We start from the raw sequence: 19,784 nt of genomic DNA, 5'->3' as shown, positions 1-19,784 counted from the left end.
CCGCCGATCTCGAGGCTCGTCTGATGTCTGTCAGCGCCACCAGTCGTCGAACATCGACAGCGGTACCTGGCGCTTGTGCTCGGTCGCGGCATACCGCGCCTCGATCGCGGCTGCGATGGCCGGATCGACGTCACCGCCCTCGAGGTATGTGTCGAGATCGGCGTAGACCAGGCCGAGGTTCGACTCGTCAGTTTGCCCCGGGTTCTCGTCGAGTAGATCGGCGGTCGGCGCCTTCTCGTACAGCCGGGCTGGAGCGCCCAGGTGTTCGAGGAGCGAGCGCCCCTGGCGCTTCGTCAGGCCGGTCAACGGGAGGACGTCGGCGCCGCCGTCGCCGAACTTCGTGAAGAAGCCGGTTACCGCCTCTGCCGCGTGGTCGGTTCCGACGACCAGCATGCCGGTCTGGCCAGCGATGGCGTACTGCGCAATCATCCGGGCGCGGGCCTTGACGTTGCCCTTGACGAAGTCCGAGATCGGCTCGCCGACTGCATCACCGAACGCTGCGGCAATCCCATCGACGCCCTGATGGATGTCGAAGACGACCTGGCGGTCCGGCCGGATGAACGAGAGGGCCATCTGGGCGTCCTCCTCGTCGGCCTGCACCCGATAGGGGAGGCGCACCGCGATGAAGGAGGCGTCACCTCCGCTCGCGCGCACCTGCTCAACTGCGAGCTGGCAGAGTCGGCCGGCGAGGCTCGAGTCTTGTCCGCCGCTGATACCGAGGACGAGGCCCTTCGCGCCGGTGCTGCGGAGGTAGTCGGCGAGGAAGCCGCTGCGCCGATCGACCTCTGCGGCCGGATCGACGGTGGGGGAGACGTGGAGCTCGGAGATGATCTGCTGTTGGACGTCGCGCACGCGTTCACGCTACTCCCTTTGACGCAGCTGAACTGCTTCGACAGAAATTAATCGCCGAGGCGACGAATCGTGTCATCAAGCCGAGGGCCAATCCAAGTTTCGATGAAGGGGAGATCTCTCAGGTCCGGATAGCAAAGTGCCCATTCTCGACGGAAGATGTCGGCAGTCGCCCGAGCTTCGTTAACTAGCAAGCCTTTGTCAACTTCGAGCAGCCGTTCAAGACGCTCGAGGCCTTGCCGTGTCAGCGCCTCGAACCGTCGGCTGCCTGCAAATTTTAGCCCCAGATCCTCTGGATCACCGGCATCCCGATATCCTGCAGTACTAACAAGGTCATAAGCAGGCGACAATGCCGGGCGCCGTCCGTCTCTATATATTAGCGACCAATTTTTCAAATGTGCATCGCCATTACCAATTAGGACATTAAATACAAGTCTGCGAACAAACTGAAGCAATGACGAGAGATCTGATCCCCTGTAGGACAAAGCGGCAACAGTCTCGAAAGACCCGAGGTACTTGTCGCTCGGGTAAAAACCGCGGACTTGAGCAAAGTCCTCTATATGAATCGACTTGCGGTCGACCGTGCGATCAAAACGCTGGATTGCGAAGGCTTCGGTTTCCCCACTCGGCCACGCGTTGTCCGGCAGGTGGGGGAGCTCGTCCCGCATGACAAGCATCAATTCGGGCACAGAAATACCTACTTTTTTGGCCAGGCTCATGCAGAAAAACTCATTTCCTGGAACTCGAGGGTGATTGGCATCTGGAAGCTTAATAATCCAGTCACCAAGTTCACCTCCAGACGGGATTGTCAGTCGCTCCCCGACCTTCAACATAGAAAATTTCAGGCCCACGCCGGCTAGAGAGAATTTCCATCTAGAGGCCGGAGAATCCGAGTTGCGGCGAGGTGAGATCGCACTGTTGGCATCGAGTGAGTACGGATTACCCTCGTCTTGCACAACCTGAACGGCTCCTGGAAGATCATGGCCAACTTCCAGAAGAAGCTCCATCTCGCGCGCCACAGAAACTCCTCGATCCTGGGCGATCCAAGTCCGCAGAATCCCCTCCGGTAGCAAGTTGCTGAACCAGACCGGTAGCACGGAGTTCGATCGCGAGACGCTCAATCGCTTGTCCTCAAACCATAGACCCAGAACATTGCGATCCCCGTCCTGCCAGTACTGGTCCGTGAAGCGAAATGCGACTTCATCATCGTGATGATGGAGGCTGCCAATCTGTTCACCGTGCAGAAGAACTGAGTGATGGCGGGTTCTCACCTTTCAAGCCTCTCTATCGAAGGGAGAGTCCCAATCTTCATCAGGATCTGGTTCCGATTCAATTTCTTGCGTGTCGTCGTCTTCTTGCGCGTCGTCGTCATCAATGTCGTCGAGATCGAGCGCATCGAGTGCAGGTGTATCCTCAAATCGCTCTCCTGTCATTGTCTCGACAAAGCGCGTTAGAGCGGTCTCAACTAAATCCTCACGTTGCAAAACGAATTCGACCCCGTCCGCGTCCGCCAGGGCTGCGAGCAGATGCGGTGTCAACAGATTGGACTCCGCAACGGTCGATGCATCGTCCAAGCTGTTCAAACTCGCGAGAACGTCATTCATAGAGCTGGGATACGCCGAGATAGCTCGATTTCCGGCGGAGCGGCGATATTCGGGCGGCAGTTTGCGACGGGGAATAAGCTCGATCGCCACATCTGCGGGGGTCTCGCTCTGATCGAGAATCTCGGCAATTTCCTCCGCGCCAATCGGCTTCCCCGTCTTTATACTCTTAGGACCACTGGCCCAGAGTGCGCACAAAATAATCTTTCCTGATGCGCGATTGGTAGAAAATCTACGTATGTCCCTCGTTATGGCTGCTTTGCGGTAAGGCACTCCAGTCATGCGAACTGAACTCAAGAGATTCTTGATTGATCGCTCTTCATCCCCCGGCACAATGTTCCCCGCGAGGGCGCGGACGTTTGCAGTGGATCCGTTAAAAGAGAGCTCGGGTGCTCGCGTCGCTGCTCGCCAAAACCAGTAAGCTAAGAGTTCCTTATTTCGAGGGCGCGGCTTTGGATACAAGGCGAAGAAGCGAACCAGGACAAGTATCAAGAACCGATATGGCAGAAATGAGACGTGCGGAACTCCTGCTACCCCAGATAAGAAGTGAACAGCAAGCTGAAGCGCTTCTTCTGCGCGGCGGTAACCTTCGTCGCGGCCTTCTCTAGAAAAGGGTGTCTCGAGTTTTCGCTCACTGTCAAACTCGCCATGTGGGTCTCGAGTAATGTCTGGGTGTCGTCTAACGAGAATCGCTTGATAGACGGCCGCGTCCTCAATACGACCGAAGGTTGTTGTAGCTGCGATTCGATCGGCAATAGCGGGGATTGATAGGTCCCCAGCTTGTGTGTCCCCGTCCGCGCGGTGGATTGCATCGAAGATCTCCGCGCTATGCAGTCGGCGACCTGCCGTATTCATACGATCGAAGATGTCCCGCAGGACTCCTTCGTCTGCTTGTTCAACGACAGATGCGGGGACTTTGAAATCCCGGAGGCGAGCCGTGACTGTTTGAATATGTGTTGCATCATCAAGCGCCTCTGGATTGTGCTGAAACCATTGTAGTAGCTTAGCAATGTCAAAAAGATCGGGCAATGGGATAGCAAGAGTTCCCCGCGCGTCGGCAGGGTGAACAAACTTCTTGCGCTTCACGGAATAGAGCACTCTAAATCTTTCGTCCACATCGTAAGACTCTTTGAGTACTGCATTGACTAAGCTTGTGATCCGTTGCTGACCATCTACGACCCAAAGTGCGTTGTGATGCTCGGCTGAGTTGAAGGTAAGTGCGCCCAATGTCACCCGGTGTGCTGGCGCCGTTTTTTGCCAGAGGAGGACGCTACCTACCGGATATCCTTTGAGGATACTGTCGAACAAAGCGAGAACATCGCCGCTAGTCCATCGGAAGCTTCTTTGGAATTCTGGCACCCTAATGCGTCCCGACAGTCCAAAATCTACTAAGTTCTGAATAGAGAATTCCGCGCCATTCGAACTGGTCAGGTTATCTTGCATGTTGTCGCTCCGTTCCTCTGCGCTAAGTCTGCAATTCGCTGCGCCCCAGCGTCAGACTACTGGTCACCACGGACAATGCGTCTGATTGCTCGCCTCAGCCGCGCGCCCCGACGATTCGCGCGATGCGCGCCGGCACGGTGTCGTCCTGCAGGCTGGTCACGTCGCCGAGCGCACGGCCGTCGCGGATGTCGCCGAGCAGGCGCCGCATGATCTTGCCCGAGCGCGTCTTGGGCAGGTCGGGGACGACCACGACGTCGCGCGGTTTCGCGATCGGGCCGATCGCCGTGGCCACGTGCTCGCGCAACCGCGCCGAGAGCGAGGTGCCGAGTTCGATCCAGTAGGCCGCATCCTCCCGGGCCCGGTCGATAGCCTCATCGGACGGAATGACGAACGCCGCGATCGCCTGCCCTGTTGTCGCGTCGGCGACCCCCACGACTCCCGCCTCGCCGACGGCGGGGTGCGCGACGAGCGCGGACTCGATCTCGATTGTCGAGAGCCGGTGTCCGGATACATTGATGACGTCGTCCACGCGGCCGAGGACCCAGATGTCGCCGTCGGGGTCGTACTTGGCTCCGTCGCCCGAGAAGAAGTAGCCCCGGGAGGCGAAGCGCGCCCAGTAGGAGTCGCGGTACCGTTCCGGGTTCCCCCAGACTGTGCGCGCGAGCGCCGGCCCAGTGCGGTCGACGACGAGGTAGCCGCCGGAGCCGTTCGGGACCCGCTCCCCGTGTTCGTCGACGACGAGAACACCGAGTCCGGGCAGCGCGCCGAGGGAGGAGCCGGGCTTGAGCGTCGAGACGCCGGGCAGGGGGCACATCACCGCGGCGCCCGTCTCAGACTGCCACCAGGTGTCCACGATCGGGCAGCGCCCACGGCCGATCGCCCGGTGGAACCAGACCCACGCCTCCGGATTGATCGATTCGCCGACCGTGCCCAGCAGACGCAGGCTCGACAGGTCGTATTGCTCGGGCACCCCCTCGGGGAACCAGGTCATCAGCGTGCGGATCAGCGTGGGTGCCGTGTAGTAGACGGTGACGCCGTAGCGCTCGATAATCTCGAAGTGCCGCGCCGTATGCGGAGTGCTGGGGGTCCCCTCGTACAGCACCTGGGTCAGCCCGTTCGAGAGCGGACCGTAGATCTCGTAGGTGTGTGCCGTTACCCACGCTAGGTCGGCCGTGCACCAGTGCACGTCGTCCGGCTTCGCGTCGAATACCGCCCAGTGGGTCCAGGAGGCCTGGGTGAGGTAGCCGCCGCTGGTGTGCACCAGGCCCTTGGGCTTCCCGGTCGTGCCGGAGGTGTAAATGATGAACAGTGGCGTCTCGGAGTCGAAGGGCTCGGCCTCGTGGACGTCGCTCTGCCTCTCGACGAGTTCGTGCCACCAGACGTCGCGGCCCGGGGTCCAGGGGACGTCGGAGTCACCCGTGCGGCGGACGACGAGGACGTGCTCGATCGACTCGATGCCCTCGACCGCGTGGTCGGCGTTCGCCTTGACCGGCACGGCCGTACCACGGCGGAACTGCCCGTCCGTGGTGACCAGCAGCTTGGCGCCCGTGTCCGCGACGCGGAACCGCACCGCCTCCGCGGAAAACCCGCCGAACACGAGTGAGTGGACGGCTCCGATGCGCGCAATCGCCAGGGTGATGACGACGGTCTCGGGGATCACCGGGAGGTAGACGACGACGCGGTCGCCGAATCCCACTCCGAGCTCGGTCAGCGCATGCGCGGCCCGCGCAACATCGCGTTGCAGCTGCGCGTAGGTGATCGAGCGCCGGTCGCCGCGCTCGCCCTCGAAGTGCAGCGCGACCTTATCGCCCCGTCCGGCAGAGACGTGGCGGTCGACGCAGTTCTCGGCGACGTTGAGGCGCCCGCCCTCGAACCAGGTCGCGCGTGGCACCGAGAGGGAGCCGTCGGGGAGCGGGATCGCCGGCTCCCAGGTGTGCGCGGTGTGCCACGGTTCAGCCCAGTCGAGGCGCCGCGCCGCCTCTTCCCAGAACGCGACCGGATCGGCAGCGGCTCGCGCGTACTCTTCCTGGTCGACGTTCGCCGTGGCGGCGAAGGACTCGGGAGGCGGGAAGCGCCGGTGCTCGTCGAGGAGGCTGGCGATCGTGTCGTCCACGGGCGGCACTCCCACCCGGGCGTTCATGCCCACTTCCTCACGGCGTAGCGCTGAAACACGCCGACCACGGCGTCCGTGAGCTTGCCGAGGACGGCCAGCAGGATGATCGCGAGGAACACCCGGTCGATCCGGCCGTTGCTTTGACTGTCGGTGAGGCGGAAGCCGAGCCCCATCGACGAGGCGATCAGTTCGGAGGCGACGAGGAACAGCCACGACTGCGCGAGCGCCAGGCGAAGACCTGAGATCACCGAGGGGATCACGGCAGGCAGTTGCACGGAGGCGAACAGCCGCACCCCCGAGAGGCCGAAGGCACGTCCCGCCTCCACGAGGTGCCGGTCGACATGGCCGAGAGCGGTCGCCACCGTGGTGAAGACGGGGAAGAACGCGCCGATAGTGATCAGCGTGACCTTTGACTCCTCGCCGATGCCCATCCAGAGCAGCAGGAGTGGCACCCAGGCGAGCGAGGGCACCGCGCGGATCGCGCCGAGCGTCGGCCCAAGGACGACCTCCCACACACGCGAGAGCCCGAAGAGCGCTCCCACGATGAGCCCGAGGGCGGAGCCGAGGGCGAAACCGATCAGAACCCGCTGGGTCGAGATGGCGACGTCCTGCCCCAGGTCGCCGCGCTGCGCGAGGTCGACGCTGGCCGCTCCTACCATCGCGGGCGAGGGGAACACAGAGACCGACACGAGTCCCGTCGTCGTCGCGAACTGCCAGGCCGCGAGCAGCAGCACCGGGAGGATCGCTCCGCCCGCGACCATAAACCAGCGCCGCGAGGTCAGCGGCCGGGGTCCGGTCGCCCGGTCGTCGCGGGGCGGGCGTTGCGGCTCGACCGCCGAGGGACCGATCACAGAGATCCCCACCGCGTCGGGAAGGAGCCCCGTGCCGCCCCGCAGCGCATCGGCGTCGGTCACCGTCTCGGTGTCACGGATCGACATGGTCATCTCCTCGGGTCACAGGAAGGGGGAGCGGCTCAGGCGCCGATGGCGCTGGGGTCGGCCGCCGTCGCGTAGGTGTCGTCGATCAGCGCGTCAAGCGCTTCATCGACCTGCTGCTGGGAGGCGACGTCGCCATTCTCGACGAAGATCGGCCCGATCGCCGCGAGCACGTCGGTCTGCGCGGATCCGGGCACGTGGTCGACGTCGAGATTGCTCCGCTGCGTGATGACCGTGGTCGCCACCGCCACGTCGAGACCCGCGACCGATGCGAGGATGCTCGCCGTCTCGTTCTGATTCTCGAGAGCCCAGGCCCGGGCGTGCTCGTAGGCGTTCACGACGGTCTGCGCGAGGTCGGGCTTCTCCGCGAGAAAGCTCTCGGTGGCGTTGAGCAGGCCGTAGGAGTTGAAGGCCACGTTGCGGTAGAGCAGGGTCGCCCCCGCCGCCTCGGCGCCCGCCATGATCGGGTCGAGCCCGGCCCAGGCGTCGACGGAGCCGTTCTGCAGTGCCGCCCAACCGTCGGCGTGCTGGAGGTTCTGCACAGTGACATCGTTGATCCCGAGCCCGGCCGCCTCAATCGCCTGCACCAGGAAGAAGTAGGGGTCGGTGCCCGTGGTGGCCGCAATCTGCTTGCCCTTGAGCTGCTCGACCGACGTGATCGGCGAGCCGGCCGGCACGACGAGGGCCGCCCATTCCGGCTGGGAAAAGATGTCGATCGTCTTCATCGGGGAGCCGTTGGAGCGGGCGAGCAGGGCAGCGGACCCGGCGGTCGAGCCGACGTCGATCGCTCCGGCCCGCAGCGCCTCGTTGGCCTTGTTGGAGCCGGCGGACTGCACCCAGGCGACGGTGACCTGCTGGTCGGCGAGGGCGGCCTCGAGCCAGCCCTTCTCCTTGACGATGAGGCTCAGCGGGTTATAGGTGGCGAAGTCGAGCGTCAGAGTGCCGCCCTTGGTGCCGCCCTTTGTGCCGCCCGCGGCGGCGGCCGCCGCGCCTGTGCTGCCTTCCCCCTGGACGCAGCCCGCGAGCAGCGGGACGGCGGCGGCCGTGAGCAGGCCAGCGAGAGCAGTGCGGCGGGTGAGGGGGGAGCGGGAGAACGACATGGGGGCCTCGGCTTCGGAATGCGGTGACGGGTCTGAGTGTGAGGGACGCGGGGAAGGGATAGGGCGGGGAGCGGCGAATCTGTGGAGAAATCAGAAAAAACGCCCCTGGGGAGGAGCTAGTGCCGCTCGATTCCCAGACCAGCGAGCAGTTCGGCGCGGTGCTCGGCACGCTCAGCCGAGCCGCGGTCTCGAGGGCGGCTACCGGGGACTGCCACGACGCGCTGGATGCGCGAGACGCCTCCCGGCTCGTCGCGTCCGAGCAGCACGATGCGGTCTGCCAGTTGCAGGGCCTCGTCGACGTCGTGCGTCACGAGCAGAATCGTGGCGGGCGCCGCCGCGTGCACGTCGAGCAGGAGGTCCTGCATCCGCAGCCGCGTCAGCGCGTCGAGCGCGCCGAACGGCTCATCCAGAAGGAGCACGCCGGGGTTTCGCGCGAGCGCGCGGGCCAGCGAGGCGCGCTGGGCCATGCCTCCCGACACCTCCCGCGGGCGGGAGCGGGCGTGCGCACTGAGCCCGACCAGCGAGAGCAACTCGCTGACGGCCGCCCGAGCAGCCGGACGGGCGGTGCCGCGCGGGAGGCCGAGCGCAACGTTGTCGGCAATGCTTCGCCACGGCAGCAGCCGCGGCTCCTGGAACGCGACCGCGCAGCGCGGGTCAATGCCCGAGACGGGCGCACCGTCGATCAGCACCGAGCCCTCGGAGGCCCGATCCAGGCCCGCCGCGATGCGCAGGAGGGTCGACTTGCCGCAGCCACTCGGCCCGAGGATCGCGATGACCTCGCCCGCGGCGACGTCGAGCGACACGTCCGTCAGCACGGCGGCGCCCGGAACGAACGTGCGGCCGACCTCGTCAAAGCGCACCGGGAACGCCGATTGGCCGATCTCGGCGTCGAACGCCAGGCTCGTGCGGGGGGCGGGGGCGGCGGGCATGATGCTCCGGTCGGCGGGGCGGTCGGGCGGGTGATCCGATCGTACGGACGGGTCCCGGCGGGCGCGGCGAGCGGCGACACGGGGAGTAACACACAGGCCTCCCGGACCGCAGGACGGTCGGGAGGCCTTTTCAGTAGCGGCGGCTACGCCTGGACGAGCACGAGATCGTTGAGAGGGAGGCGGGTGCGCGGAGCGGTCTCACGGTCGCGCAGCACCTCGTTCTCCAGCGCCTCTGCACCAGCGGCGACACCAATCGCGGCGACGGTCATCGGCTCAAACCGCTCGTCGACGCCAAACGCGGCGCGCACTGCGTCCTTGTCGAAGCCCGCCATCTGGTGCACGTGCAGGCCCTCGTGGTGCGCCTGAATGCTGAGGTGCGCGACGGACTGCCCCAGGTCGTAGACCGCCCACGGGCGCGCCTTTCCCTCGGTGTCGACGGTCTCGGCGAGCGCGACGACCAGAACCGCAGCGGAACCGGCCCAGGCGCCGTTGAAGCCGGCGAGGGTCGCGACGATGCGGCCGAACTCATCGGAGCCGCGGCGGGCGACGATGAAGCGCCACGGCTGCGAGTTGGCGGCGGAAGGGGACCAGCGCGCGGCCTCGAGGAGCGAGGCGAGGGTCTCGTCCGAGACGGTCGCGGCGGTGTCGTAGGAGCGGGGACTCCAGCGCTCAGCGAGCACGTCGAGGATCGGGGCGCTGGTGGTCGCGGTGCGGGGAGGGGTGAGGGACATCGGGGACTTCTTCCTAGCGAGGACGGGGGAAGGGCGCCGTTACCCGAAGCAGCTAAACCGCGCCCGGTGCTCGGGCATTCCCGCTGCGGACGCCGCCACGGGCGCGCGTCCTACCCCCGCCCGCCCCGTCCCCTTGCGTTCACCCTCGGAGGACCGGGCCGCCTCCGAGCCTCGGTTGACAGGGGGCGGTCTTTGCTCGCCCAGCCGCTTGACCGGAGGTATCGAGCAGCTGGCACGCTAGCTTCCGCGGGTGTTCCGGGCATGGAAGTCACTAAAGGTGCATCGTGCGAGGATCCTCGACTTGACGAAGTGCGGAGAGCGCGCGCAGTCGCCCCTCTGCGTCCTCCAACGTGACGTACATCATCTGAGATCCCGGAGCGCGCTCGCAGTAGGCGAGCCATCGCGCGCTTTCGTAGAGGCCTGCGGCGCAGAGCGCGGACAGCCTCTCTGCCGGAATATCGGCAATACTGTGTACTACGACTGTCTGCAGCGTATCCACCACATCGACCGCGGCGAAGTCTGGCCAATTTACGTCCGTGCTCACGAATTCACCGCCCAGCCACGGGCAAGAGTTAGAACTTCTCCTCCGAGGGCAATCCCATCGTCGATGCGGACTCGGAAGTACCCGTGTTGGGTCTTATCCGCCCCGCCCTGCCGAATGGCTATCTCGCCACGGGCGCCCTCCTCGCGGAGGCGACCGGCGACGGCGAGCACAGCTCCGCCGGTTGCGACATCCTCGGCGCCGGCGAGGGAGGTCGTGAAGACGCGCACCCTTACTCCCTCGCCGTCGACGCCGTAGAGTACGAGCCCGTGGAGATTGGTTGCAGCGCACAGCATCCGGACGCTCTCAGCGGGAATTACGGCGCGGGAAAGGGCAACGATGTCGTCGCACCGCACGAGTAGACGCGTCCGAACTCTTCCCGCCCGGACTGCGTCGGCCTGGCCAATCTGCTCCGTGACCCACCGCGGCGCCTTGCTCGCCTCCGCCGTGCCATCAGCTTCAAGTGACCTGTATCGAGCCCAGACCATAGAGCCCTCCCGTTCCACGCAGAGTGACTCACTCGTCGGGTGTCGGACGTTGTAGGAACGTCCGGAGGGAAGATCGAGGGCGACGATTGCGGCGAGCGAAGTCTGAATGCACTGCGCCAACTCTTCAACCGGCGAATAGGTGCGCAAGCTCACACCTTCCTCGTCGGATGCGTCGATGATCCCGGTATCGGGGACCCCGAGCCGCCTCGCGGACACCGCCGGATCAGGCACGGAACCCGGAGCCAGGATCGCCGTATGGTTGCCTCCTTTGACCCCGTCGACGAAGACACGGCCCCACCAGAGTGGCGTCGCGGCAGGTCCGGTTCTCATGGCCGAGCCTCCGCCGAGAGCGAGGAGCCCACGACGTCGACAGCGTAAGCCGCCTCCGCGCCCGAAAGGGTCAACGGCTGAGTTACCTTGATAACATTCCCTCGCGTTCCCCCGCGCAATGCCAGCACTCCGGCATTTCTCATACGGCGGACCACCCTTGCCGTCACGTTCCCAGGAGCGGACGTGCCGTCATCGACGATGATACCCATCATCAGTCCACGCCCGACCGTGCGCACAGTAAGCCCCGGCGTGTCGAGGGTTGAGATCGCGGCGTTCATCTCCGCACCGCGATGAATCACGGATTCGAGCAGCGCTGCGTCGATTCGATCGAGCACCGCGATGCCAGCGGCACAAGCGACAGGGTTGGCCGAGAAAGTATAGGTCTGCCCAAGCGCGGGAATGGCGCTCATGAGATCCCGCGAACCTCGTTGAGGCCTATTCAAAACGTCTCCCGGTAGAATTCGAGGGCGATGATTGTGGTGATTGTTTGAGCGAACGTTTCGTAGGGGCGGCGGTAGTCGGTGTGGAGTATTCGCCAGGTCTTGAAGTTTGCGATCGCGCGTTCGATTTGGTATCGAATCTGATTCACTTGTCGATTGTAGTCTTTCTCCTCGTCTGACAGGGTGCGGCTTATTGGCTTCTTTTTTGGTGTGATCATGTTGAGGCCTACATATCCTTTGTCGCCGAAGTGGTGGGGTGGGTCGTCCGGCGCGCGATTATCGAGGAGTCACGTGTGCCGGATTGCTGTGGAGTCGTGCATGTTCCCGGGTTGTGGGTCCGAGACCCAGACGAGGTCGCCGCTGAGGGTGCAGGCGAGTTGGACGTCGACGCCGGTGCGGTGGTGCTTGCCGGAGTACAGTTCGGGGTGGTTCTGCCAGGACCAGCAGGGGAACAGGCTGCCGTCGATGATGAGTTGGCTGTTCGGATCGAGGCTGTCAGCGGTCGGGATCCAGTCGGCGAGCAGGGTACCGAGAATCGGCACGAATTCAGCGATCGTTCGAGAGACGGTGGGCTGGGAGATTCCGTAGTACTCAGCAATTTCATCTTGGACGTGGTGTCGCCGCAGGTACGTCAGGGTGACGGCGACAGCTCGAAAGAGACCGAGAGATTTCTTGCGACCAGTGGTCGCGCGAACCCTCGGATACTCCCGACTGATGAGAGCACTCAGGTCGGCTATTTCGCTTGAGGTGAATCCTGTTGTATGATACATCCGTGACGGTTCTTTCGAGTGGCTGATTGTGCTCAATCAATCCTCTCAAAAGAACCGTCATTTTTAGTTATGCCCCACCGACCAGTGTTACATCACTCATGCGTTTTGAATAGGCCTCATTCTCTCGCGCCCGCGGCTGTGCCGCGTCACGATCCCAGTACGGGATGCGCGGTCAGCTCTCTCGGCCAGCGCGCCGGCCGCTCCCGTTGGTATGGGACGTCATGTGTCTCGCGCGGCCCTCGGCGGCAAATCGTCGGGTGTCAGAGTGGCGGTGCGATCGGCAGCAATGACGTAACGCAATTGCGCCACCGCTTCATAGCCGTTTGCGCCAGGACGGAAGTCCACATCATCCAGCAGGAGGAGGGCCCAGTAGCCCTCGCGGTTGACCATGACCACCACGTCGCCGGGAATAGTTGTTTCGACTCGATTGGATATCGGTAGGGCAGCGAGGTCCGTGAACGCCTGCGGCTGTTCTGCGGCCGCAGCGACCAGACCAATGTTGCCGATCTGATCGCTGTAGTGACGGACGCGCTTTTCTCCGTCTAGTCGGGGACCGCCGCCAGACAGATAGTCCAACTGCAACTCGAAGCGGGCCTCATCACTCCCGAGAGAGAAATGGCCGGAGTTCTCGGTCATGTTCACTTCGATTAGCCCACTCATCCGACCGTCGTGCCAACGAGCGGGGTCATTTCGGATCGCAGCCCTGGCCTGTGCTTCGGTCGTGCCGACGAACGGGTTGCGTCCCAGGGACGGAGCGGCCTCAATCGGGACTCCATGCAGCTCGCGTAGCAGCCGCTCGTAGGCGTACTCGTAATCGCCGCGGAAGTCGATCCACGCTCTGCCGTCGAGGTATGCAGGTGGGATAGGGTCTTCCGCCACGGTCCCGGAGTCCGGGACGACGGGAATGACCCGATTACCACCCAAATCGCGGTAGACGGTAGGGGATACGGTGGTCGTCTCGGTGCCGACACCAGAGGACTGTACGCCGCGGCCGTCGGCCTTCGGGCCGTAGTCATCGGAGAGCACGACCAGAACCCGGGCTGATAGGTCGCGGTACTGCTCCATGAACAAGTTCAGGTCGTGCCCTAGGCGGACATCCCACCGATCGAGGTGAACATCCACTCCATTGGCGCGCAATCGCCGGGCCAAATTCGTGACCCACGCGACGTGCTCTTCGGTTGCCCAGGAGTACGAAACGAAGGCAACCGGCGGGTCGGGCTGGTCAGAAGGCGAGGTCTGCACGTGTTTAGTTTGGTCGTCCGCGGGGCCACGAACGAGCTTTCTTCCGGCGCGCCCTCCAAGTGCGACCATCAATGGCGCGCGCCGAGTGTCCGATAACTGACCATATGTCAGGTCTGGGGCTGATGCCGATTCGGGCTGCACGTTGCGGCGTAGCCGAACGCTCGGCGTCCCGCTGATCGACCCCCAAACGGACAGGCTCGCCGCGGTAGCGTCGGTGGTGCACACGAGCGTGGGGAATGACACCGCGTGTCGGTTTCCGTAGTCGACTGCGCTTGTGCTCGAAGTCCACTGCATGGGGAGTTTCGGGCCGGCGGTGAGGTCGCGGGCTCGGCGCGGGCGCCGGGAAAGACAGTTGTTCTCGGGTCAGCCCTCGGGAGGATTCGATGGCACCGAGGATGGAAGTAAACAGGCCGTGCGTATGTGTCGGCTACGAGGGGTGGCCGCGGCGTAATGGGAAGAAGAGAACCATGACCAATCGCTCTGCTCGTATCGTTGCAACGTCCGCCGCCACGTGCGCTCTCATCACTGCCTCGTTGCTGACGGTGACGCCGGCCATAGCGGCGACTCCGACCAGTGATGCTGTTGCTTCATCGCCTCTCGCGGACGGCCCACCCGAAGATGCACCCGCGTACGACGCGGCCGTTGCGGCCCCCGGACCGGATGACCTCACGTGGGAAGAAGCCGCCGAAGTCAGCACCGATTCGTCGGTCACCTTCACAGATTCATCGGCGAGTACTGCGAACGTGGCACGAGCCAGTGAGCCGGTCGCAGCTGCAAGCGGGCAGGCCTGCACCATCAACACCGGCAACGTCTACAAGCGTGCTTCAGGCGGGGAGTTCCCATACGGTGCCGTTGGTGGGCATCCTGCCACGCAGTGCACTGTGATCATGGCGCGGATCTCTCAGACCACGGATCTGTACAAGATGGTGTGGTGGGGGCTGCAAAAGGTGGCGGGCCCTTTCACCTCGGTGAATGTGGGCCAGGGGCGTCTCGAGCAGACATCCCCGATTCGTAAGTGCGATGATCTTCGTCAGACGACTTTCCGGATGATCGTCAGGAGCACCGGCACGTTCCCTACGGGCGCGACGGGGACTGCATCGGCGTACGAGGAAGCGAACCTCGCGTGCGGTACTAATTAGCACCCAAGCGGCGCGGGGACTGTTCCAGCCCCCGCGCCGCTTATTTTCCCGTGTCGTCGGGTCCGAATGTGACGTAACCAGGCCCGCTGTCGTATCGGTAGCCGAGCGGGAATTTCGCGTAGATGACCCCGTCAGGGAAGCGGTGCTGAACCTCCTCAGCGAAGGTGGCCGCTTCAGCTTCCGATGCGAAGACGCCAAGGATCGTGTTGTTCGGCGATTCGTCGTGCTGCACGACCCAAACATTCGGCGGGAGCACTGCGTGTGTCTCTTCGTGCTGACGTCGTTTCCACACCATCGGTGCCCCCTGATCCTTGAACTACCATCATGCTCGTACGGGCGACCTCGTCGAAGCGACTAGTAGGCGTCTTGGAAACCTTTAGCGTTCCGAGACACACGGCCGCGGGCTCGCCCAACGCTGCGCACGGCCGCAAACGTGGGCGCTGATCCGTCTCACAAACCTGTCCTGCCGAATTTTATCTCAGGAGCCGTCCACGTCGTCTACCGGCGTCGTCGCGAGAGTACCCATCCCGCGAAGGCCAGCCCGGCGACGATGAGGACGATGAGGCCGACCAGAATGATCACCTGCGTGGAGGACATAGAGGCTTATGCAAAATCCGATTAGTTAAGTAAAATTTGTGCGTGTCGATCACGGATAACACCGGCTGATCTGCTTTGATTGACGGGCAACATCTTACATAAACTCTTCGCAAAGGAACCAGCCGGTGCGCACACAGACTACTACGGCAATGACGGCCGAAGGTTGATCCACATCTCGGATCCCATCGCGGGCAAGCACCACGGTGCCCACGCCTTTCGAGAAACCGGGTTAGCCGACATCCTCAACCTCTCGAACACGCTGGCCGACAAAGGCTACCAAGGCACCGGAATGGTCACACCGATAAAAATGTAACTAGGCGAAGAACATTTGCCAGATCACGCGAAACAACACAATCGCTTCGTGAACACTCACCGATACGTGATCGAGAGAACAATCGCTAACATCAAGACCTGGCGGATATTCCACACCGACTACAGGCGGCCACTGCGCACCTTCCGAGACGTCTTCAACGCCGTCCGCGGACTCATCTTCTTCATCCAGAAGGAACCAATTTTGCATAAGCCTCGTGCTTCACGCGCTCAATGAAGGTGATCCTGACCTGGGGTTTTGTGACGCTCGGGCGAGTTCTGCATGAGCCTCATTGTGGCGATAATGGAGAAGGGTGACATGCAACGCTCTAGCGAGCGAGAGCTTGCGTGGCCGTCCTCGACGCCGACGCCATGTGAATTCGTTCTCGATCCGTTCGGCGAGGATCGCGTAGTGCTCGGCCGTCATTCCTGTAGTAGTCTGTGCGCGCACCGGCTGGTTCTTTTGCGAAGAGTGTCTGTCAAAAACTGCTCTTCAATCACAGCGGATCAGTCGGTGTTATTCGTGATCGACACGCACAAAATTTACTTAACTAATCGGATTTTACATAAGCCTGAATGGTCGATCTTCGAGGCCGTCGACGTTTCACAATTGGCGGTGGTGCGGAAACCTCGGTTTGCTCGACGGTCCGAGTGTAGGGCGCGAGTAGGAGGCTTTGCGCGAATCGCAGGCAGTGGTGGCGCGTGTGAACTGAGGCAGTCGCAGCGCGGGTTGCTTGTCAGGATCTTTTGGAAGGTCCGGCGCCAGGCGTGGGGCTTAGCGCGGAGATCGTAGGCCGGGCTGCGTCTCGACGACGAGCTGGGCGGTTTACATTACTGGCCGCGCTCGCCGCAGCCGATCCGACTAGTGGCGATCAATTTCATGCAGCCCTGACCGCGGACAGATCGTTCCCGGCCAGGTTTGGAACCCTACTGATGGAGCGCGCCGCGCTGTCCAGTCGGCGCGTCCCGCACCCCACACCGCCCCAGATCGCACACGTTCGCCCACGGAGGACCGGGCCGCCTCCGAGCCCCGGAACGGTACGGTGGGAGACGGCGTGGTCACCCCGCGCACACCGATCATGACTCTGATGGAGGATCATCCATGGCCCAGCACTTCGACGTCGTCGTCCTGGGGGCAGGCCCCGGCGGATACGTGGCCGCGATCCGCGCCGCCCAGCTTGGCAAGTCCGTGGCCGTCGTCGAGAAGCAGTACTGGGGCGGTGTCTGCCTCAACGTCGGCTGCATCCCGTCGAAGGCGCTGCTGCGCAATGCGGAACTCGCCCACCTCTTCCACACGCAGGCCAAGCAGTTCGGCATCTCGGGCGACGTCTCCTTCGACTTCGGCGCGGCGTTCGACCGCAGCCGCACGGTCGCGGACGGCCGCACCAAGGGTGTCCATTTCCTGATGAAGAAGAACAAGATCGCCGAGTTCGACGGCGTCGGCTCCTTCACCGGCCCCCAGGGTCTCGACGTCCAGCTCACCAAGGGCGGTACGGAGTCGCTGACCTTCGACGATGCCATCATCGCGACCGGCGCGAGTGTCCGCCTCCTCCCCGGCGTCGAGCTCTCTGAGAACGTTGTCACCTACGAGACCCAGATCATGACCCGCGACCTCCCCGACACGATGGCCATCGTGGGCGCCGGAGCGATCGGCATGGAGTTCGCCTATGTCCTCAAGAACTACGGCGTCGACGTGACGATCATCGAGTTCATGGATCGCGCCCTCCCCAACGAGGACCCGGACGTCTCAAAGGAGATTCAGAAGCAGTACAAGAAGCTCGGGGTCGAGATCCTGACCTCGACCAAAGTCGAGTCGGTTGTCGACAAAGACGGCTACGTCACGGTCACCTACACCGCGAAGGACGGCACGCAGTCGACCCTCGAGGTCGACAAGGTGCTCATGTCGATCGGCTGGGTCCCGCGCACCGAGGGCTTCGGCCTCGAGAACACGGGCGTCGAACTCACCGAGCGCGGAGCGATCGCGATCGACGATCACATGCGCACCAATGTCCCGCACATCTACGCCATCGGCGACGTCACCGCGAAGCTTCAGCTTGCGCACGTTGCGGAGGCGCAGGGTGTCGTTGCCGCCGAGACCCTCGCCGGCGCCGAGACACAGACCCTGGGCGACTACCGGATGATGCCTCGCGCGACCTTCTGCCAGCCGCAGATCGCCTCCTTCGGCCTCACCGAGAAGCAGGCGACCGACGAGGGCCACGAGATCACCGTCTCGACCTTCCCCTTCATGGCCAACGGCAAGGCACACGGTCTCGGCGAGCCCACCGGTTTCGTCAAGCTGATCGCGAGCAAGAAGTACGGCGAGCTCCTCGGCGCGCACATGATCGGACCGGACGTCTCCGAGCTGCTCCCCGAGCTCACACTCGCGCAGAAGTGGGACCTCACCGCGACCGAGCTGGCCCGCAACGTGCACACGCACCCGACGCTGTCGGAGGCGCTGCAGGAGGGCTTCCACGGCCTTAAGGGGCACATGATCAACATGTAGGGCTTACCCCCGGCTCCGCTACGGTGACCCGATGGACCCGCGCCTCCTCGACCGTCTCGCCGCTGACGCCTGGCCCCCGCTCGTGCATCGCACCCTCGGCGAGTGGGAGTTGCGCGCCTCCGCGGGTGTGACGAAGCGTGCGAACTCGGTGCTCGCCTCCGGTGACGTCGCCGACCAGGCCGCCGCCGTTGACGAGGCGGAGGCCTTCGCCCGCGAGCACCGCATCCCGCCGCTGCTGCAGGTCGGCCCGCCGAGCCCGGCGGGGCTGCCCGAGCTGCTATCCGCCCGCGGCTACGCGCCGACGGACCGCACCCTCGTGCTCACCGGATCGGTGTCGGAGGCGCTCGCCGCACTCCCCGAGGCGGCGCCCGTCCGCCTCGCGCCGACTCCCGACGAGGACTGGCTTGCCCTCTGGTGGTCGGTGGATGGTCGCGGAGGCGCTGCCGAGCGCGCAGTCGCCGAGCGCATCCTCACCGGCTGCCCAGCGGTCTACGCTCTCGCCGTGGAGGCCGGTCCCGCCGCGACCGGCCGTCTCGCCTTCGTCCGGGCGCTGGACGGTGAGCCGTGGTGCGGGCTCTTCGGCCTGGCTACCCGCCCCGACTCCCGTCGCCGCGGCCACGCCTCCGCAGTGATCCGTGAACTCCTGGAGGAGGCGTCGCGGCGAGGCATTGAACGCTTCTGGCTGCAGGTGCTCGCCGAGAACGCCGGAGCCCGCCGCCTCTACGCCGCCCTCGGCTGCCGCGAGTCTTCCTGGTACGAGTACTGGCGCCCCTCACCCCTCCCGCGAGATGCCTGCTAAACGTTCGCGAGGAGCGCGCGGGCGACCGCCTCGGCCTTCGTCGCGTCACCCGTGACCGTCACGCGCCACCACACGTCGTTGGCGAGGGCATCGATCTCGCACACGCCCGCGGCGCAGCCCGTCAGCGCCTTCTCGCCGAAGCCGTCGAGCGGCTCGAGCGCGATCGCCAACCCCAAGGTCAGCGAGAGGTTGCGCCAGCCCTCGTCGCCGTTGGGCAGGGCGTCCACAGTCACTCCTGAGTAGGCGCCGCTCGCCGCGTCGCTCCAGCTGCAGGAGGCGTAGCCCGCGCGCGTCGCGGCGGCTGCGTTCGCCGTCGAGGGCGCTCCTGCCTCACTGCCCGCGCCCGGCGTGGGTTGCGCGAGTCCGGCGGTCGCGGTCAGCTGCTCGGCGGTGAGCAGGTCGGCGCAGATCGGAGCCGTCGCCGCGACGGGCTCGTCGAGGGTGCCGAGAGATCCGGAGGCGGTTCCCGTGGCGAGCGCCGCGAGGTCGACATCGACGGGTGCCTCGCGCAGTTGCAGAGTCACCCAGGTGGTTCCGGCCAGCAGATCGACGTCGCAGTTGCCGTTCGTGCACGAGCCGTACGCCTCGACCTCGGTCGCGAGTCGCGCGCCCGGTCTGCCCGCGAAGGCCGCTCCGGCGTCCTCGGCGGCGGCCGCTGTGATCGACGCATCGCCGTCGTACCAGGAGCAGCGCAGCAGGCCGCCGTTCTCCTCCGCGGCCTCCCGGATCAGTTCGCCGGAGGAGCGCACGGACACCGTGCGGCTGCCCTCGAGGGCGGTCGTGTCCACTCCCAGGGCAGTCGCAGCACGGGAAGCGGGGAGGAGGGAGTCGCACCCGAGTCTCGTGGATGCAGTGGGAGAGGGGGCCGGTAGGGCCTGTGCCGAGGCCGTGGGGGATTCCGTACCCGGGGCGTCGTCCCCGTCCG

The 19,784-nt window shown here is 64.5% G+C and carries 17 protein-coding genes and 1 pseudogene; 3 read left to right on the top strand and 15 right to left on the bottom strand.

Translation table 11 applies throughout. From position 1 onward, the window contains the following. Positions 1-30: 30 nt before the first annotated feature. From nadE to HRF29_RS09095, 12 genes and pseudogenes are all read right to left on the bottom strand, one after another. Entirely contained in the window at positions 31-852 is an 822-nt protein-coding gene (gene nadE / locus HRF29_RS09150) for an ammonia-dependent NAD(+) synthetase (RefSeq protein WP_173248048.1), read from the bottom strand. 47 nt (positions 853-899) lie between these two features. Then, positions 900-2,120: a HipA domain-containing protein gene (locus HRF29_RS09145; RefSeq protein ID WP_173248046.1), complete on the bottom strand. Its 1,221-nt coding sequence runs from the start codon at positions 2,118-2,120 to the stop codon at positions 900-902. A gap of 3 nt (positions 2,121-2,123) precedes the next feature. Then, entirely contained in the window at positions 2,124-3,893 is a 1,770-nt protein-coding gene (locus HRF29_RS09140) for a DUF262 domain-containing protein (RefSeq protein ID WP_173248044.1), read from the bottom strand. Between the two features lie 94 nt (positions 3,894-3,987). Continuing rightward, positions 3,988-6,033 (bottom strand): acetate--CoA ligase, encoded by a 2,046-nt coding sequence (acs, locus tag HRF29_RS09135; RefSeq protein ID WP_173248042.1) that lies wholly within the window; start codon positions 6,031-6,033, stop codon positions 3,988-3,990. Beyond that, positions 6,030-6,944 (bottom strand): ABC transporter permease, encoded by a 915-nt coding sequence (locus tag HRF29_RS09130; protein ID WP_173248040.1) that lies wholly within the window; start codon positions 6,942-6,944, stop codon positions 6,030-6,032. The genes acs and HRF29_RS09130 overlap by 4 nt, the downstream gene beginning before the upstream one ends. Before the next feature lie 35 nt (positions 6,945-6,979). Further along, on the bottom strand, positions 6,980-8,041 hold the full coding sequence (locus HRF29_RS09125) for an aliphatic sulfonate ABC transporter substrate-binding protein (protein WP_173248038.1): 1,062 nt from the start codon (positions 8,039-8,041) through the stop codon (positions 6,980-6,982). Between the two features lie 116 nt (positions 8,042-8,157). Beyond that, positions 8,158-8,970, bottom strand: a complete 813-nt coding sequence (locus HRF29_RS09120; protein ID WP_173248036.1) for an ABC transporter ATP-binding protein — start codon at positions 8,968-8,970, stop codon at positions 8,158-8,160. 143 nt (positions 8,971-9,113) lie between these two features. Then, positions 9,114-9,701, bottom strand: coding sequence for a nitroreductase family protein (locus tag HRF29_RS09115; protein ID WP_173248034.1), 588 nt, complete (start codon positions 9,699-9,701; stop codon positions 9,114-9,116). A 540-nt stretch (positions 9,702-10,241) separates the two neighbouring features. After that, positions 10,242-11,060, bottom strand: coding sequence for a PhzF family phenazine biosynthesis protein (locus HRF29_RS09110; protein WP_173248032.1), 819 nt, complete (start codon positions 11,058-11,060; stop codon positions 10,242-10,244). Continuing rightward, positions 11,057-11,470 carry an aminotransferase class III-fold pyridoxal phosphate-dependent enzyme gene (locus HRF29_RS09105; protein WP_173248030.1) on the bottom strand — a complete coding sequence of 138 codons (414 nt, stop codon included), beginning with the start codon at positions 11,468-11,470 and terminating at the stop codon, positions 11,057-11,059. Before HRF29_RS09105 ends, HRF29_RS09110 begins: the two co-directional genes overlap by 4 nt. A gap of 29 nt (positions 11,471-11,499) precedes the next feature. Further along, a pseudogene (locus tag HRF29_RS14945) lies at positions 11,500-12,270 on the bottom strand (transposase family protein). A gap of 219 nt (positions 12,271-12,489) precedes the next feature. Continuing rightward, positions 12,490-13,512: a TIR domain-containing protein gene (locus HRF29_RS09095; protein WP_173248028.1), complete on the bottom strand. Its 1,023-nt coding sequence runs from the start codon at positions 13,510-13,512 to the stop codon at positions 12,490-12,492. Positions 13,513-13,979: 467 nt separating this feature from the next. On the opposite strand from HRF29_RS09095, the gene HRF29_RS09090 reads away from it, so the two are divergent. After that, complete coding sequence (locus HRF29_RS09090; protein ID WP_173248026.1) at positions 13,980-14,651, top strand: hypothetical protein; 672 nt, start codon at positions 13,980-13,982, stop codon at positions 14,649-14,651. A gap of 40 nt (positions 14,652-14,691) precedes the next feature. On the opposite strand, the gene HRF29_RS09085 is transcribed toward HRF29_RS09090, so the two are convergent. Then, positions 14,692-14,883, bottom strand: coding sequence for a hypothetical protein (locus HRF29_RS09085; protein ID WP_173248024.1), 192 nt, complete (start codon positions 14,881-14,883; stop codon positions 14,692-14,694). A 678-nt stretch (positions 14,884-15,561) separates the two neighbouring features. Continuing rightward, complete coding sequence (locus tag HRF29_RS09080; protein ID WP_173248022.1) at positions 15,562-15,768, bottom strand: hypothetical protein; 207 nt, start codon at positions 15,766-15,768, stop codon at positions 15,562-15,564. A gap of 891 nt (positions 15,769-16,659) precedes the next feature. Here HRF29_RS09080 and lpdA point away from each other — a divergent pair. Beyond that, entirely contained in the window at positions 16,660-18,060 is a 1,401-nt protein-coding gene (gene lpdA / locus HRF29_RS09075; RefSeq protein WP_173248020.1) for a dihydrolipoyl dehydrogenase, read from the top strand. A gap of 31 nt (positions 18,061-18,091) precedes the next feature. Next, positions 18,092-18,859, top strand: a complete 768-nt coding sequence (locus HRF29_RS09070; protein ID WP_173248018.1) for a GNAT family N-acetyltransferase — start codon at positions 18,092-18,094, stop codon at positions 18,857-18,859. On the opposite strand, the gene HRF29_RS09065 is transcribed toward HRF29_RS09070, so the two are convergent. Then, positions 18,856-19,647 carry a hypothetical protein gene (locus HRF29_RS09065; RefSeq protein ID WP_173248016.1) on the bottom strand — a complete coding sequence of 264 codons (792 nt, stop codon included), beginning with the start codon at positions 19,645-19,647 and terminating at the stop codon, positions 18,856-18,858. The two genes, HRF29_RS09070 and HRF29_RS09065, sit on opposite strands and share 4 nt — an antisense overlap. Between the last annotated feature and the right edge of the window lie 137 nt (positions 19,648-19,784).

This window comes from Rathayibacter agropyri (assembly GCF_013249015.1).
Classification (GTDB): domain Bacteria; phylum Actinomycetota; class Actinomycetes; order Actinomycetales; family Microbacteriaceae; genus Rathayibacter; species Rathayibacter agropyri.
Note: the sequence above shows the minus strand (reverse complement) of the source record. Positions and strands in the feature narration are given on the sequence as shown.

Coding starts and splice junctions, on each gene's coding strand:
- HRF29_RS09125 (WP_173248038.1), bottom strand. CDS start 8,041: ATGTCGTTCTCCCGCTCCCCCCTCACCCGCCGCACTGCTCTCGCTGGC.
- HRF29_RS09090 (WP_173248026.1), top strand. CDS start 13,980: ATGACCAATCGCTCTGCTCGTATCGTTGCAACGTCCGCCGCCACGTGC.
- HRF29_RS09080 (WP_173248022.1), bottom strand. CDS start 15,768: ATGCAAAATTGGTTCCTTCTGGATGAAGAAGATGAGTCCGCGGACGGC.
- acs (WP_173248042.1), bottom strand. CDS start 6,033: ATGAACGCCCGGGTGGGAGTGCCGCCCGTGGACGACACGATCGCCAGC.
- HRF29_RS09110 (WP_173248032.1), bottom strand. CDS start 11,060: ATGAGAACCGGACCTGCCGCGACGCCACTCTGGTGGGGCCGTGTCTTC.
- HRF29_RS09130 (WP_173248040.1), bottom strand. CDS start 6,944: ATGTCGATCCGTGACACCGAGACGGTGACCGACGCCGATGCGCTGCGG.
- HRF29_RS09105 (WP_173248030.1), bottom strand. CDS start 11,470: ATGAGCGCCATTCCCGCGCTTGGGCAGACCTATACTTTCTCGGCCAAC.
- HRF29_RS09115 (WP_173248034.1), bottom strand. CDS start 9,701: ATGTCCCTCACCCCTCCCCGCACCGCGACCACCAGCGCCCCGATCCTC.
- HRF29_RS09120 (WP_173248036.1), bottom strand. CDS start 8,970: ATGCCCGCCGCCCCCGCCCCCCGCACGAGCCTGGCGTTCGACGCCGAG.
- HRF29_RS09070 (WP_173248018.1), top strand. CDS start 18,092: ATGGACCCGCGCCTCCTCGACCGTCTCGCCGCTGACGCCTGGCCCCCG.
- HRF29_RS09140 (WP_173248044.1), bottom strand. CDS start 3,893: ATGCAAGATAACCTGACCAGTTCGAATGGCGCGGAATTCTCTATTCAG.
- lpdA (WP_173248020.1), top strand. CDS start 16,660: ATGGCCCAGCACTTCGACGTCGTCGTCCTGGGGGCAGGCCCCGGCGGA.